The following is a 16814-nucleotide window of genomic DNA, read 5'->3' on the forward strand; positions in this document are numbered from 1 at the left end:
CACATGGCAAGGAAAAATCCCCCCATCTATATGGTTGGTGGTAGCAAGGGTGGTGTCGGCAAGAGTTTTGTGACGCTGGCGCTGGTCGACTATCTGCAACGCACGGACATCAACGTCGTGCTGGTGGAGACGGACACGTCCAATCCTGATGTCATGAAAGCGGTCCATGCCGAAATCGAGTGCGCGTCATGTAATTTAGACGACGTCAGCGGCTGGATCGACTTTGTTAACTTCTGCGATACGCACCGGGATGCGATCGTTGTCGTCAACACGGCAGCCCGGAGCCAGGCGGGTGTCGAGCAGTACGGCGGAACGCTCGCTAGCGCGCTCGATGAGCTTGCCCGGCGTCTGGTCGTGTTGTGGGTCATCAACCGGCAACGCGATAGTCTCGAATTGCTGCTCAAGTTCGGCGTGACGTTCCCGAACGCAATCACGCATGTCGTGCGCAATGGCTACTTTGGTTCGCCGGAAAAATTCACCCTTTATCGGGACTCGCAATTACGCAACGCAGTTGAAGCACAAGGCCAATCGTTGGATTTTCCCGACCTTGCAGATCGCGTCGCGGACGAGCTGCGTAGCCAGCGTCTGTCGGTCGGGAGGGCGGCGCAAACGATGCATATTGGTGAGCGGGCGGAACTGCTGCGCTGGCGTGCGATATACGGCACGATGTTCGCCAAGCTGACAGCTCATGCGCAATTGGCGCGGTGAGGTCGCCCGGTGCGTTCGCGCGCCTGTTACACGAGGTTGGAACGACCCGGTCGGTGAGAATATTCGGGGAGCTGCGCAGACTTTGACAACTGCCGTTTGGCGGCAATGATATGGCTTATATGACGGACTCAAGGAAAGCCTGTAAGGACAAAATGTATAGTTATCCTGATTTGATTGGTTTGAGTAGGGCGACGTGATGTCGCCCTATGGTACTTACGCTTTCATTTGGCGCATGGCGTCGGCCAGCATCCACAGGGCGCGATTGAGCTTTACGTTCTGGTCGATTCCGGTAATGGGGCGTGTGGACATTGCACGCCCGGTGCGCGAGCGTCCATGCAGCCCGCCTTTCGTGAGATTTTCCTGCACCCGGTTAAACACCGTCCAGAGGTCGTCGCGGCGATCCTCGAAACGGCGGGGAGCGAGCAACTGGCTTTCGGTGATCGGAGCAGGAATCTCGGCATCGGTTGGATCATAGCGCAGCGCGAGCGCGGAGCGGGCGAATGCATGTTGTTCGTCACGGTTCAGCGACACGTCCCGCATGCCTTCTTTTTGTTCGCGAATCAGCTCGAAACCGTCGAGCACGTCGAACGCACCATTGATGACGTTCTGAATGATGTTCCCTTTGTGCGGCACGCGAATATCGGCGACGTTGTCGCCCGCAACCATGCCATTCTGGCAGACAAAGCGCAGCACGCCGGCGAGCATCTGATAGCTACTCGTGCCGTCGTGCGAGTTCAACAACACGATTTCGTTGGCTTCGTCGCCATTGATCTGCTCGGCGTGGCGAAGGCGAAGCATGTGCTTGGTGTAGTCGCGCTTGCCCTGATCGCGCACGTGGGTCTGGCAGATCATGAACGGCTGGAATCCTTCGTTACGCAAGCCTCGCAATACGTCGATGGTCGGAATGTAGGTGTAGCGCTCCGAGCGGCTTTCGTGCTTGCCGTCGCCGAAGATGGACGGTGCAACGCGGCGAATCTGATCGTCCGACAGAGGCGAGTCGGCCCGCAGCATCGGGGAGCTGTAATGGAAAGAAGAAGCGAGTTGCATGGCAATCTCCACAGCAAAAAGAGTTGAACGGCGGGCTGTGGGGTGACCTTGCCGCTTACGCGGAAAAACTCTCCCGGTGGAACTCGGGATTGGCTTTTGCTTTTGCCTGACACCCTGTTTCCTGCCCGTGCGATCCAAGGAGCCGAGCGCGGGACGGTGTCAAGGAAGGAGGCGAGGGATGGTGCGGGCAACCCGGTCCCTCGCCCCTTGATGCCGTCCCGCGCTTGGCTACGGTCGCGGGACAGGGCAGGAAATAGGGTGCCAGGCGCAGGCCAAGGCAGGAGTATGACGGGAAGAATGACGAGCCCCCGGTTATTCACAGTTTCTGGGGCAACGCTGTGAGCAACTTTCGTGGCCGGAGCGTAAGTGATTGAGGTGTATTGGATTTCGGGGCGAACGGTGCGGTAAGCGTGAATCGGGTCAGGATTCGGGCATTCGATCGCCCGAAGTTCACTGTCGCTCGGAACCATATGGGCATCGGAAGTTAGCCGCCCCGTATACTGGGGCCGACGTAAGGATATGGGGGTGGATATGGGGCTTCAGTGGATCGAGTATCTGAAGCAGAGCGGCTGGATGGATCTGCTGAAAGTTGGCAGCGTCGCCGGCTTTGTGAGCTCGGTCGTCACGCTGAGTTGGAATGAATTGCGGGAGGCCAGGGTCAGCAGGCGCGAAGTGCGGCATGTCGCGTTGACGGTCGCGCTGTCGCTGGAAAGCTATGCGCGGGAAGCCCGATCGATGATGCATCGCGCTGACTGGGCCACGGAGGAGGCCGGTCGCTTGCAGACGTATGAGCCGCTCCGTGGCGTTGCGTTACCTCCGTTCGTATTCCCGGAGCCGATCGATTGGAAATGGTTGAAACACAACGTTGCCTCTCAGCTCCGCGAGTTTCCGGCCACGCTGCATTCGCCCCGTCAGTCCCTGTCCGCGGAGTGGGAATACGGCGATCCGATCGACTGGTGCGCGGAAGTGGAATTCGAATGTGCGAAGGCTGCGGTGAGGGCGTTGGAGCTATCTCACTTGACGCGCACGAGGCATGACGTTACGCCATGGAAGCCCATCGTGCCGGATGCCGATCTGAAAAGCGAACTCATGCAGTTCATTGCGGAGCAGAGCACGAAGCGTGAGGCGTTTCGGGAGAAGCAACGGCAAACGGCCAACGTGACTGTCGGAGAGCCCATTCCTGGCAAACAGTGACGTGTTACCGCTATCGAGTCAAACCGACGACCTGCGTTTGGTTTGATGCTCGTGGTTAAGCTCAGGTGGCGATGAGGAAGCGCTCAAGCTTCTTACTCTTGATCCATGACGGCTCGCGTCCGCGCCATGTCGGATCTGTTGAAATGAAGGGGAACATATTAAGGGCTATGTTACCCTTCATTTCAGGCCATCGCGTGAAAGCGCTGCGCTCCCGGCGCTAACGTAACTAAAGGCATGCTTGCCAAGATTGACTCCAAATGCCAGCACCTCTTGCGGTTCCGTCGTGTCTGGTGCGCGGTGGCAAGTGCGTGCGGTACCGGTCGGCCGTTCCGGCCAGTCTCACCACATCAGTGATCGACCGAACCCGATGGCTACGGCGACCGATTACCAATTTGTTTATTGCCCCTGTTAGGGCGCGTCGTCACGATTTCTGGAATGAGTGGCATGCAGGGAAGACCAGTGCCTGCACGTTGCTATACGCTGGCGCGCTATCCGGTGAGTTACCGCACCCGGCACGTGGTCGTTGGTGGGGTTCGCTGCTGCCCTCACGCGAGAAGCGTCAATCGTGCTGGCGGAAGAGCGTTGAGCGGTCCATCCCTCAATACATGAGCATTTCATGGGGTTATCGGTAACAGGCGGCGAGGGGAAGCAAGGCTGAGCACGGCCGAGTTACCTTGTGCTTTTTTTGCACGCGCTCTTCAAAATAAGAGGTGTTTTGCCGATATCGGTAAATCCCGATAAAAAAGGAAGCACACCATGTCAGATGCGGCTACCCGCTTTGCCGGCGCACCCGGCGACCGTCCTCGCTCGCCTGGATCTGGATCGCCCGATCACGCTGACCGAGCAGGCGGAGAGGCAATGGAGGAACCACTCCGGGGCGAAAATGCCCTGGTCGCCGCGCCGGAGCGAAGCGCTAGCCGGTTTCGGCGAGGGTGCCTCGCGATGGCGATGATTGCAGCCGTTGCGTTGTTTTTGTGGACAGTGCTCTGGCCGAAACTCGACGGGCACTACACCGGTGATGCGGGCAGAATCCGCGTTGATGTGACGTCCGATAACGACCAGACGCACGTGATGCTCACAGGCGACGCCGCTGAAGACAGCGCCGAGCAGCGCTTCGATGGCAACCGGGGCATGACAACGGTCAGTTTTGGAAAAGACGTGCTCCAGCGACAGTCACTGGAATTTCACCCGTTCCGTGGCGGAGCTGGGCAATACACGCTGATCAGTGGATGCCGATCGATCGCGCTCTACAAGATCACGCCTGGAACCCGCTTCGTTGTGGCGCACCCCTATCTGACGATCCTCGTCGTCACGGCCGGCGTCCTATTCTTCATGGGCTGGGTGCTCAACCAGAAGGCGATGGGCGAGCCTGAAGCGATCTTCCCGATGTGGCTCGCGTTTTTTGTCGCATTCTTTGCCAGTACCGGGGTACTCGGATGGGCCGGCAATGCGGGAATGTTCGGATTCGACGGCGTACCCCGAGGCCCAGTGGCACAGGTCATTGTCCAAGGCGCTGAGTGGTTCCTCGCCGTGAACGACGAATGCGCGCTGCTGCTGGGCATACTGGCTATGTTCGTCCTGCCGCAATGGTGCGCATATCTCGCCGCGGGCGCCAGTGGCGCTGCCCGGCGCTCGCGCTTTGTGGTCTTCGCATGGAAATGGGTCGCGCTATTCATCGCCAAGGCCTTCATCAGTGCCTCAGCCGTACTGCTTGGGATTGTGCTTGTCGGCAGCTACTACGCTTGGCTGAACCCCGAGCCGCTCAATGTCTGTGCGAATGGCATGACCGCCCTATTGCTGCTGATCCCCGGGGTGGGGATTTTTTGCACCGTCCCGCTCAAAAAGGCGGAAGGGCGGACTGTCTCGCGCCGCGTTCGGCGGATCCACAAGTGGATGCGCCGCAAGCTCCGCAAGCCTCGGGGAGCGGTCGCGCGGCAGATCGATCGGGAGGCGCGTGAGGCTGCGCGGCGAAAGGGGGATCGTCCGTCGTCGGCCTCTGGCGCATATGGGCGTTACCAAAGGATGTGGAAGGAGTCGCGCGACAGCACGGCGTCACGGCGCCGGAAATTTCTTCGCGCGCAGCGCCGCCCGTAGGGGGCAACTCACTGACAAAGCAGCGTGTATACCTCGCGGCCGTGCTCAATCGCTGCCTTGTAGAGGCATGATTCCGGGCGTTTGTGAGTCGAAACGGCTCTTAAACGAGAACCGTTACATCCGAGAGCGGCAGCGATTGGCCAATAGAATGATCTTCGGCGAAAATCGGAGAGCCACTAACCCGAGAGAGAGACCTATGCCAGTTTATGCGCCAGAAAGCGGCGTTGCCATCACCGATGTTCGTGTCAACAATTTTCGCTCATTGGCGAACATAGAGGTCGAGCTCAATGACTTGACGGTGCTCATCGGGGCCAACAATGCCGGCAAGACGAGCTTTCTGGACGCGATGTTCGCGGCCATCGGCTCTGGGCGAAAATTGTTGGGGCAGGACGATATCCGCCTCACGCCCGGGGAGGCGATGCCACCGAAAGATCGGCGTGTGGTCGTCGACATAAGGATTTGTCCCGTCGACGAGAATGGGGCAGTGGTGGACAAGTTCCCCGAGGGCAGTTTCTGGACGGCTTTGTGGGGCCCCGGCATCGTGCTTGACGACCAGACATTCGACGAATTTATGGCGTTTCGGACGACGCTGGAATGGAGGGTTGAAAAAGCAGATTACGTCGTTGAAAGATTGTTTCTCAGGGAGTGGAAGCCGTTCGGGGAGTGGATTGACTCGCCGACGCAGGACAAACCGATCACCGCGGCGCAGCTCGAACCGGTCGCGTTGCATTACATTGACGCCAAACGCGACCTGGAGGACGACTTGCACCGCCAGGGATCGTTCTGGCGGCGTATGACCGAGGACTTGGGTTTGTCGGAGGAAGACGTGGCCGCGATGGAGGCCGAGCTGACCGGAATCAACCAGCAGATCGTCGATAAGAGCTTGATGCTCCAACGCCTGAAAACAAACTTGTCGGACTTACAGGCGGTGGTCTCCGCAGACAGCGCGGGGATTGATATAGCGCCGGTCGCCCGAAAGCTACGGGACCTTTCGAAGGGCGTGGACGTGTCATTCTCGACGGCCGGTGCGCAGTCGTTTCCGCTCGCGCGCCATGGGATGGGTACGCGGAGCCTTGCTTCGTTGCTTGTCTTCCGGGCGTTCACGGCGTGGCGCGGAGACGTCGCCGCGCAGAACAACAACAAATTGCATTCTGTCTTGGCGTTGGAAGAGCCCGAGTCGCATCTTCATCCGCAGGCACAACGGTCGTTGTTCGCGCACATCAAAAAGATTAAGGGGCAACGGGTTGTCAGCACCCATTCACCATACTTTGCCGGCCAGGCGCAATTGGAAGACCTTCGGCTTTTCATCAAGCGAGGCGGCGACACGAGCTCACGCAAATTGAATTTGGCGGAGCTCGAAAAACCTGATGACGTTCGCAAATTGCAGGAGACGGTCATCGAATCGCGAGGGGATATACTCTTCGCGAAGGCCGTGGTCTTGTTCGAGGGGCAAACCGAAGAGCAGGCCTTGCCGATTTGGGCGGAAGCCTATTGGGGAGCGTCGATTCACGAATTGGGGTTCAGCTTCGTGCGTGCGAACGGAACTGACTATTTTCCGTTCATTTGGCTCGTGAAGAGTCTGGAGATTCCGTGGTATGTCATGGCGGATGGCGAAGAAAAACCCATTTCTGATCTCGAAGCCGCGTTGAAAAAGGCAGGGTGCCCGCCCATCGCAGATTCCTCGAACGTTGTGACCGTGGCTAAGGGCAACAATTTCGAGACGCAATTGCTTGCCGATGGGTACCTTGCCGAGGTTGAAATTTCGCTTGACGAAACCTACGGGCAAGAGAAGTTCTTAGATTGGTATATCGACAACCATCATGGGTTGCCACTCGGAAAGAACAAACCGAATCGCGACTACAAGAGCGACGGGGGACGCCTTAGGGCCGCAGCTGACGCCATGAAGGGTTCCAAGACACGCTTGGCCAAGCCGTTGGCTCGAACGATTGCCGGTTTGGAGGACTCCGAGAGGCGTTTTCCTGAACATATCGAGAAACTGTTTGCCGCAATTGGAGCGGCGCATGGGATTCAAAAGAGGCCGGTAGAAGTAGAGGCAAAGGGGGAGAAACCATGAACAGTCTGACTAAGTTGCGCTTGTCGCAGCGACAAGCTGAGGTTGTCGAGCATGTCGACGGTGCGTTGCTCGTGGTTGCTGGCCCAGGCTCCGGCAAAACCCGTGTTCTCACGGAGCGAGTGCGCTCGCTGCTCACCAACGTCCCCGGCCACTTTCGCGTGCTCGCGCTGACCTTCACGAACAAGGCGGCCGACGAGATGCGCGATCGCCTTTCCGATTTGGGGGGAAACCGACAGCGGGCGTTCATCGGCACGCTCCACAGCTTCTGTCTGGAAATGCTCGCGGAGCGCGGGAAGCTTGTCGGCATCGATGGGGAACCCCATATCTTTGAACAGCACAAGGACCGTAAAGAAATTCTGCTGGAAGCGATTCGGCAGGACCCAGTCCTTGACGAGGAAATCAGCCAAATTGCCGATAGCAAAGAGCGCAACAGACGGGTCGACAACTGGCTTCAAATGATCTCGCGGATCAAGGCGCACCCTATCACCTGCGCCGTGCTCAACGACGAATTTGACCAACGCGTCTTGGACGGATACGACGCGGGGCTTCGCGCGTGTGGTGCTTACGACTTCGACGACCTCCTGTTGCTTGGCTATAGGCTGCTGACAAATAACCCAAAGCTGGCGGATTTCTATCGCAGGCTTTACCGATTCGTGTGCGTCGACGAGGCGCAGGATTTAAACGAAGCGCAGTATGCGCTCCTTTGCGCCCTCTGCGGGGATTCATATAAGAACGTCATGATGGTGGGGGACCCCAAGCAGTCGATTTATGGCTTCAACACGTCTAGCCCTGAATACATGTCGAAGTTCCAGTTCGAGTTTTCGGCAAAGCTTATAGAACTGACCGAGAACTTTCGATCCTCGCAAGCGGTCGTGGCTGTCGCGCGCTCCATTGATCCCAACTATTTGGTCGACGCGCAGCTTCCTATCAAGGGCGCCGCTCACGTGCTAGTCGGAAGCGACGAAGAGCATGAAGCGAGGCTGATTGTCGACGAGCTTGAACTGTTATTTGCCCAGGGGCACCCTGATGTCGAGGGCGAGGTAGAGCCGTCGAAGTGCGCCATCCTGGGCCGGACTCGGTTCGCGTTGCTGGAAATTGAGAAAGAACTGCGCCGCCGCAATATTCTTTTCTACAAGCGGCTGACGGCCAATCACGAGAACGAGTCGGACCTTGTCGACGAGTTTCAGTTGTCGTTGCGTGTTGTTTCGAATGCTCGAGATCGTCTGCATCTGACGGCGTTGGCCACCAAGTGGAAGACGAAGCCACCGCAGGCGGCGAATGACGCGATGGACGCGTTGTCTCAGATGGCGCAAAGCTCGACCGTTCTGAGGGCAAAGGCCGTGACGGATGCCATCGCCTCGATCGTTCAGAACACTGCGCGTCTGGATCTGATGCCAGCATTCAAACTGATGCGGGAGCATGCTGACACTCTCGATGAGAATGCAAGAAGGGCGATCTATGAAGATACTGCCGTCTTCCAGCAAGAGTGGGACCAGTATCTCCGTTCCGATGGCCCCTCTCGCACGTTGTCCGGATTTATGAGCAGCAAGGCGCTGGGTGCCACTCAAAAAGCCCATCGCGACGGTGTCGCATTGCTGACCGTTCACTCGTCAAAAGGGCTTGAGTTCGATATTGTATTTGTGGCTGGTATGGCCGAAGGCACGTTTCCTGATTATCGGGCGGTAGGACGAACCCAAGAAATGGCGGAGGAAAGCCGCAATGCCTTTGTCGCAGTCACCCGATCGAAGCGTCTGTTGTATCTGACCTATCCGCGCATCAAGCGCATGCCATGGGGCGACTATCGCGCACAGCAGGCATCTCGATTCGTTTCTAAGTCTGGCATCAGTTGATCGACATCGAAGAGCAACACAAGCAGGGCCGGCCTCGCTAGTTCCTGACCGGCGAGGCGCTCGTCGGTTCCCCCCCGCTGTGCACGGGCACAATAATCCGGTCGCGCGCGGGCACGGCTGGATCTCCCAGCGTGGGGTTGCGCAGGCTGCGCTCGCACCATCTGGTGCCATTCGAAGTCTCTGCTATCCGGCGCGTAGAAGCCGGTTGTGCTGCCATATAACTACCTCAACGGGGGCAGGATGAAGTTGATAAAGTATCGGGTAACGAATTTCCGCTCGGTGAAGGATAGCGGCGATATTGAAGCCGGCGACGTTGCCGCGCTGATCGGTGTCAACGAATCGGGAAAGACAAATTTGCTGCTTCCGCTTTGGAAGCTCAATCCTGCTCGCGAAGGCGAGATTCAACCGACATCGGATTATCCGAAGACGATGTTCGCGGATGTGCGTGCCAACCCGGGGGGATTTCGATTCATCAGTGCCGACTTTGATGCCAGCTCTCTCAGAGACAAGCTGGTTACTCTCACGAAACTGGATGCTGCACAACTTGAGGTTGTGCGTGTTGACCGGTACTTCGATGGGAAACATGCAGTCTCGTTTCCGCAGTTTGCGCCCAAGACAACGGTCGCTGCCTCGGACATCAAGGGCGAGTTGACGACCTTAGCCACGGCAGTTGAGCGAACAGATCCGCTCAAGAGCGAAGAGCCTCTTAAGGCTGCGATCGTTGACGCTGTTCACGCACTGGCCGAACCCATCATGCAAGACTGGACTGCGGATGACCTCGATGCCGCCATTGAAGCGCTGAAGAAGTTGTTACCAGACCAGCCAGCCAAGACGTCGACAATCGTTCCTCGCGTGCAGCAGTCAATCGATGTCCTGACCGAATGGACGTCCCATATCAGTTCGCCTGCCCCCGAAGACATCGAAGGTGTTCGAGAGATTGTCTTGGAAGCGCTCCCCACGTTCGTGTATTACTCGAACTATGGAAATCTGGACTCGGAAATTTATCTCCCTCACGTGGTCCAGAATCTTGAGAGAAAAGATCTGGGAGCCAAGGAGGCGGCGAAAGCCCGGACCCTCCGCGTGTTGTTCAGCTTCGTTCGCCTCCAACCGACGGAAATCCTTGAACTTGGTCGCGACTTCAAAGATCCGAATAATCAGAATCGGCAACCCACCGAAGACGAGATTGCAAGGATCGCTGAGCGCAAGCGAGAGCGCTCCATCCTGCTACAGTCTGCGGGCACGACCTTGACCAAGGAGTTCAAGTCTTGGTGGAAACAAGGCGACTACCGTTTCCGATTCGAAGCGGATGGCGATCACTTTCGCATCTGGGTGTCAGATGATCGGCGTCCGGAAGAAGTCGAGCTTGAAAATCGCAGTACGGGGCTGCAATGGTTTCTGAGCTTCTACCTCGTGTTCTTGGTCGAAAGTCAGGGTGACCACGAAGACGCCATTCTTCTGCTCGATGAGCCAGGCCTATCGCTTCATCCACTCGCCCAGCGGGATCTATCGGCCTTCTTCGATGGATTGACCAAGACCAACCAGATCCTCTATACGACGCATTCACCTTTCCTTGTCGATCCCGACCGGCTGGATCGAGTGCGAAAAGTCTATGTCGCTACGGATGGCTCGACCGAGTCTTCACCGAATCTGCGTCAGTCGGGTGCGGACCCGGCGCATGCCGGTGCAGCGTACGCCGTATACTCGGCATTGAACCTGAATGTCGCCGAAAGCCTGCTACTGGGCTGCCGTCCGATAGTTGTTGAGGGAGCTTCCGATCAGCACTATCTGACGATGATTAAGGCGCTTCTTATCGGTGCGGGGAAGATCACCCCTCGACGAGAGCTGGTATTCCCGCCTGCAGGTGGAACCAAAACGCTAAGGATCACCGCTGGAATTTTGACTGGCCGAGACGAGACGCTGCCGGTTGTTTTGCTGGATGGCGATCAAATGGGCAGCAGGATGGCGGCAGAGCTGAGCAGCGGCCTCTATAACGGTGAGGAGGCGAAGGTCCTATCAACAGACGAATTCGTTGGCTTCAAATGTTCAGAGTTAGAGGATCTGGTTCCCCATCAACGTTTCGTAGAGGCTGTAGACCGAATTTTTCGCGCTCCAGAGCAGCAGTTTTCGGACGTCGCGTCGATGGGCAAGCCCGTCGTGCCGCAGGTGGAGGCGTGGGCTAAGTGTGAAGGCATCGAACTCACGCCTGGCTGGAAGGTGGAAGTTGCGAAGCGCGTGAAGGCCACCTTGCTGGCCAAGGGGATCAACGATGTTGACAATGATCTCGTTGGGCGATGGGTACAGCTCTTCGCACGGTTTGAACCATCTGACAATTGAAGTTCGATTCGCTCACAGCGGCCGGCATTCGAACGCTGACGCGTCGCACAATGGCCGCAGAGCGGCGGTCGAATCTTCACTAGAAAGCCGCCTTTGGGCTAGGCGAACGTTTCGGGATGCGAAGTGATCTTCGCGCGGCTCCGTAACGGCTACTCAATGTTGTGCGGAGTTGTTTTCAGACGCCGGCGAACGGCATGAAAGGGAACCTTATCATGATGCTGCGATCGCCCGCTGAAACTCAGATTTCGCACAACGCTTGACCGCTAGTGCCGACACCGCAAGGTCCTTGCGGGATGGGGCGAGCCTGCTTCGCGCTCAGCTAACCTCGACCGAATTGCGCATCCCCGTACTGCGGCTCGCACAACTTCACCATGCGCGCGACGTTCCGCGCGATGGATGCCCACTTCGCGTTGGATATCGGCGTGCCAAGCCATTGTTCACGGTACTCGGCTTGGGCGAGATTGCTGAACACGACGAGCATCAAAGTGCAACATATCGCTGGGAACCGGTAGGTCACGAGAGTGTCTCGCATTGAGAGACTGGATGTTTGTCGCGAGGTGGTGTGGGTGAAGTCGGGGGATGGCCTCTTGGGTGCTATTTGCTCGTGCTGTCGATCTCGAATTGCGACCGATCGTGGCCCGCAATCCATTCAGGCGGTCTTCCGCGACCGCTCCATGCTTCTCCTGTCGCGGGATTTCTGTATTTCGCCGGCGGCTTGACCCGTTTCTGGGGCCGCAGTCTCTGAGACTGACATTGCCCCGAAGATCTCCCGGGAAGCAATATCGAACTCCTCGACTAAGCGCTCGACCTCCATGACGACGGTCGTGCGCACTTTGGATTTGGCTTCGGAGATCAGAGCTTCGAGAGAATCACGCTGTTCAATGAGCTCTTGGTACGTTTTCATTGGCTGGCGTCGGTAGGCTTGAAATTCACTTCAATGACATAGATCACTTGGTGCGCAGTCAAGTGCTCGTGTACGCAATACAACAGCGATTCAATGTCGTCTGGATGTTGAACATCCGGTCGCCTAGCTAGGAATCGAGTGTTTTTCAGTAAATTGGTGCTCATTCAATTGGAATTGATGGTCGCTTCGGACGCGTGGAGTGAAGGTGTTTGACATTGTTAATATTAAAAAATCAAGCCATCTATTTTGCGGTGCATCGGGGTGTGTGGAGTTGGGCGGGGCGGCCGGGGCTGCTGGGTAAGGGGCTGGCGCTGGGCCTGCTCGGGCGCGATGGGCGAAAGGTTTATTTAAAAGGTTTTTGCTTTGTTTTTGAATGCTATTGAAGCGATGGAATTTGTCTGAAATGTTTAGTTGGTCAATGGGCGTTTTGTTTGTTTGGTATTTGAAAGAATGATGTATTTCCATGCGGTGAGTCCTGACACTTGTTGACCATCTTTCAGTCTCGACTATGGGAGTATCGCGGCGAAACGCACTGAGTGAGACCAAATTATGCGCCGCGTCATGCGCGAGATTGAGCAACGCCTCGTTCAACGAGATGCGGCCAAACAAGCAATCGCTTTCGAAGTCAGTTCGCTGAAAAGCGAAGGACATACGCTGTGGATCAAGGCAACCGCCTGGGTGATGGCGGGTGTGATGTATTTCAGTCCGGCAGTGTTCCTCGCGGATCAAACAGCACACGCGGCGCCCATCGTCGATCCGCGCGCACCGATTGCGTTTCAACCGACGGTGACCGCGACCAGCACGGGCGTCCCCGCCGTCAATATCGCGGCTCCAAATTCAAACGGCATCAGTCTCAATCAATATCAGACGTTCGGAGTAGGCCCCGAAGGCCTCGTGCTCAATAACAGCACCATTCCGGGGACTCCGTTGCTGGGCGGTACATTGGGCGCGAACCCGAACCTGAACGGTCGCTCTGCGTCGACGATCATCAACCAGGTCACGTCCAACAATGTCGCGGTGATGAATGGGCCGTTGGAGACTTTCGGCGTTCCGGCGACGGTCATCGTAAGCGCACCCGGCGGCATCTCGGTGAACGGAATGGCCCTGACGAATATTCCGGGGCTGACGTTGACGACAGGCACGCCGCAGTTTCTGACCGGCGTTGGTGGTGCCGCGACGGACTTTACGCACGCCGGGGCAGTCGCATACGACGTTCGCTCCGGCAACATCTCGATCGACGGACCGGCTGGCGTGAAGGGCCCTGGTGCAGGTATCGAAGGTACGGTCGGGAATATCGATCTTATCGGCCAACGCGTGAGCGTGTCGGCGCCGCTGCGTGCCGATCAGCGCGTGAACATCATTACGGGTAGTCAACTCGTCATGCCGACGGCCAGCGGCACAAGCGGGACGACCTATGGTACTTCCGCCAACGGCGCGACGAATACCGCCAGTGCGATCGGCAAGACAGTGGCGGTAGATGCGAACCAGTATGGTTCCGTCACATCAGGGACCGTGTTTATCGTGTCCACCGCGGCTGGAATGGGCGTGAACACGCAGGGACAGTTGTCCGCCACGGCGGGTAACGTGATCGTCAATTCGAACGGCGATGTGTCGGTCGGACAAACTTTTGCCAGTCAGGACGTCAATCTGACAAGCGGTGGCAATACGGCGATCAATGGCACGGGGCTGGCAAACCAGAACTACACGGTCGCTGCGAACGGCGATATCAACGCGCCGGGCTCGGTATCGGCCGGCCAGAACGTGGCGATGACCGCAGGCGGCAATCTGAATGCCGCCTCCGTTGCGGCCAATGGTGCGGCTAGCTTGACGGCCGGCCAGTCGATGACGATCGGTTCCCTGACGGCGCACGATATCGCACTGCAAACGACTAAGGGCGATCTGACCGGCCGCGGTCTGAGCGCACCGGGTACGGTATCGGCCAAAGCGGGCCGCGATCTGACCGTCAACGGCGCGGTGCAGGGCGGTAGCACGGTCGTGCTCACGGGTGCGCGCAACGCGACCGTGAACGGGCAGGTCTCGGGCGTTGGTGACACGACGATTGCCGCGCAGACGGGGACGGCGACCGTCTACGGCAACGCGCAATCGAACGGTGCACTGTCGGTGACGGCAGGCCAGGACGCTGCTGTCGACGGCACGGTGCAGGCCCAGGGGCCGGTGACGATTGCCGCGCAAAACGGTTCGATCTCAGGCCAGGGTAGCGTCACATCGGCGCAAGGGGCGGTGAACCTGAATGCCGGGCAGGCCATTGCGCTGAATGGCGCCGTGCAAAGCGGCAGCACGATCAACGCGACGGCGGGCACGAACGCGAGTTTCGGCGGCACGGTATCCGCACCGGACGCGGTGACGATCCAGGCAGGGCAGGACACGACGCTCGGTGGAAACGTCACGAGCGGAGGAAACCTGAGCGTGACATCGGGCGGCAATACGAGCGTGCAGGGAACGGCCGCGTCGGTTGGAGACATGACGCTTGCGGGCAACGGCGGCGCGTTGACGACGACCGGCAACGTGGTGTCCCTCGGTACGTTGAACGTCAGTGGACGGCAGGGTGCCAACCTGGGCGGAACGGTTTATAGCAGCGGAAACGCAACGATCGGATCGAGCGCGGGCAGCGTATCGGTCGCCGGTGCAGTGTCGACGCAGGGCGCGGTGAGCATCAATGCCGGGCAGGACGCAACCGTCGCCGGTACCATTCAGAGCGGTCAGAATACGACGATCGCCGCCGCGCGCGATGCGAACCTGAACGGTGGCGTCGCCGTCAGCAATACTGGCAACGCGAGAGTGACCGCTGGTCGCGACATCAACGGCACGGGTGGGCTCAGCGTCGCGAACGACACGACGCTCAATGCCGGCAACAACGTCGCGGTATCGGGCGCGATTCAGACCGGCAACAATCTCAGCGTGACCGCTGGCCAGAATCTGTCGGTTGGCGCGACGACCGCGGTCGGTACCAGCACGCTGACGGCGACCAACGGCAGCGCGACGCTCGCTGGCGATGCCCTTTCGGGCGGCTCGACGGCGATCACGGCCGGCACCGACGTCAACGCGCAAGGCAGCGTCAAGGCCCTGGGCGACCTGACCGCGAATGCGAAGTCCGGCAATCTGACGGCCGCCGGCCCGGTCTCGACGGCCGGCAGCACGACCCTGAGCGCTGGTCAGAACCTGACGCTCAATGGCCAAGCGACCGCCTCGAAGGATGCGAGCCTAACGGCGACCAACATCGCGACGCAGGGCGTGGCGGTCGGCGGCAATCTCACTGCGACGGCGACGAATAACCTCGACACGTCGGCGGGCCAGCTCAACCAGCCTTTCAGCGCAACCGCGCCGGCGCTGTCGGTGGGCGGCAACGCGACCCTGTCGGGCGCGAACGTCACAACGGCAAACGCGGTGGTCGGCGGCACGACGAAGATTACCGGCACGCAGAGCGTCACGACGGGCGGCACCGCTGCGTTCAAAGGCGATGCGACGCTGGCGGGCGGCACGGTCAGTAACGTCGGTACGCAGATGGCGGCCGGCAACCTCAATGTTTCGGGTACGAACGTCACGAACTCGGGCGCGCTGTCCTCACTGCAGACTGCGACTGTCAACGCGACGAACCTGAACAACTCAGGATCAATCTACGGGCCTACGACGAATCTCAACGTATCGGGCTCGACGACGAGCTCGGGTAGTTTGCTTGCAACGAACGCGCTGAACCTGACAACGGGTAGCTTGAGCAACACCGGGACAATCTTTGCCGGTGACCTCAAGAATCCGACGTCTGCAACCGGCAACACGACTGTCACCGTGACCGGCGGCAACGGCTCGTTCGACAATTCGAAAGGCAAAATTCTGGCGCAGAACATTGCGACGCTGGATCTGCCGAACCTGACGCTTGATCCGTCGGCCGGGACGTTGGGGACGATCGATGGTGCCAATGGCGTCAATCTGTCTGCGCTTGCCGTGAACAACACAGGCACGTGGACGCTGCCCGCAAGAGCCGTGACAGTCGCGACGGCGCGAGGCTTCAACAACGCCGGCACCATCAACCAGGGTACGGGGTCGCTGGCGCTGAACAGTGTGGTCGGCAACACCGGCACGATCAACGGTAACGATCTGACGATCAATGGCTCGCTGACGAACCAGGCCAGCGGCACGGTTGCGGCCAACGAACTGACGCTCAACGGATCGGGAACGAATGCCGGTCTGGTGCAGGCGAACAACACGCTGACGATTTCAGGGGCGAGTTACGACAACTCCGGAGGTACGACGCGAGTTGGCACGAACAACGGCCCGGCGGGTAGCGGCAACGCGACGATCAACCTGTCGGGTGATCTCGGCAATGCCGGCGGCTCGCTGACGGCGACGAATGATCTGTCGATCAAGGCGAATAACGTTAACAACTCGGCGGCGGCCAACATTTCGACGACCACGAGCACATCGACCGTCGTCAACTCGCCGTTGCTGATGTCGACCGTCATTGGCACGGAGGCGTTCTGGTATATCGACGCCGGGCAAAGTGGTTCGCTCACTCCTTACGTTTATACGCTGACGTCAACGCTGGGCGGATTGTTGTCGCCCGCCGGTAATTCGACGATGGTGCCGGACCCGC

Annotated in this window: 10 protein-coding genes; 7 read left to right on the plus strand and 3 right to left on the minus strand. The window is 58.7% G+C overall.

The genetic code is table 11. The features are described 5' to 3' along the window. Window positions 1-3 precede the first annotated feature (3 nt). Window positions 4-708, plus strand: a complete 705-nt coding sequence (locus tag DPV79_RS15640; protein ID WP_113045821.1) for a nucleotide-binding protein — start codon at window positions 4-6, stop codon at window positions 706-708. A gap of 213 nt (window positions 709-921) precedes the next feature. On the opposite strand, the gene DPV79_RS15645 is transcribed toward DPV79_RS15640, so the two are convergent. After that, the gene (locus DPV79_RS15645) at window positions 922-1755 is read right to left on the minus strand and encodes a DUF932 domain-containing protein (RefSeq protein WP_113045822.1); all 834 of its coding nucleotides are present in this window, start codon (window positions 1753-1755) and stop codon (window positions 922-924) included. Window positions 1756-2280: 525 nt separating this feature from the next. Between DPV79_RS15645 and DPV79_RS15650 the strand changes: the two genes are divergently transcribed. From DPV79_RS15650 to DPV79_RS15670, 5 genes are all read left to right on the plus strand, one after another. Further along, entirely contained in the window at window positions 2281-2949 is a 669-nt protein-coding gene (locus tag DPV79_RS15650) for a hypothetical protein (RefSeq protein WP_133295649.1), read from the plus strand. An 858-nt stretch (window positions 2950-3807) separates the two neighbouring features. Then, the gene (locus DPV79_RS15655) at window positions 3808-5043 is read left to right on the plus strand and encodes a hypothetical protein (protein WP_113045824.1); all 1236 of its coding nucleotides are present in this window, start codon (window positions 3808-3810) and stop codon (window positions 5041-5043) included. Window positions 5044-5239: 196 nt separating this feature from the next. Next, window positions 5240-7117 (plus strand): ATP-dependent nuclease, encoded by a 1878-nt coding sequence (locus DPV79_RS15660; RefSeq protein WP_113045825.1) that lies wholly within the window; start codon window positions 5240-5242, stop codon window positions 7115-7117. Then, window positions 7114-8967, plus strand: a complete 1854-nt coding sequence (locus tag DPV79_RS15665; protein ID WP_244321752.1) for an ATP-dependent helicase — start codon at window positions 7114-7116, stop codon at window positions 8965-8967. The genes DPV79_RS15660 and DPV79_RS15665 overlap by 4 nt, the downstream gene beginning before the upstream one ends. 240 nt (window positions 8968-9207) lie before the next feature. After that, window positions 9208-11301, plus strand: a complete 2094-nt coding sequence (locus tag DPV79_RS15670) for an AAA family ATPase (protein ID WP_113045836.1) — start codon at window positions 9208-9210, stop codon at window positions 11299-11301. Window positions 11302-11895: 594 nt separating this feature from the next. Here DPV79_RS15670 and DPV79_RS15680 read toward each other — a convergent pair. Continuing rightward, the gene (locus tag DPV79_RS15680; RefSeq protein ID WP_244321753.1) at window positions 11896-12081 is read right to left on the minus strand and encodes an H-NS histone family protein; all 186 of its coding nucleotides are present in this window, start codon (window positions 12079-12081) and stop codon (window positions 11896-11898) included. 247 nt (window positions 12082-12328) lie between these two features. Further along, window positions 12329-12670: a hypothetical protein gene (locus tag DPV79_RS42075; RefSeq protein WP_133295650.1), complete on the minus strand. Its 342-nt coding sequence runs from the start codon at window positions 12668-12670 to the stop codon at window positions 12329-12331. Window positions 12671-12766: 96 nt separating this feature from the next. On the opposite strand from DPV79_RS42075, the gene DPV79_RS15685 reads away from it, so the two are divergent. Further along, window positions 12767-16814 (plus strand): beta strand repeat-containing protein (locus DPV79_RS15685; protein ID WP_244321754.1); only part of this gene is annotated, 4048 nt, incomplete at its 3' end.

It is taken from the genome of Burkholderia reimsis (assembly GCF_003294055.1).
Lineage (GTDB): Bacteria > Pseudomonadota > Gammaproteobacteria > Burkholderiales > Burkholderiaceae > Burkholderia > Burkholderia cepacia.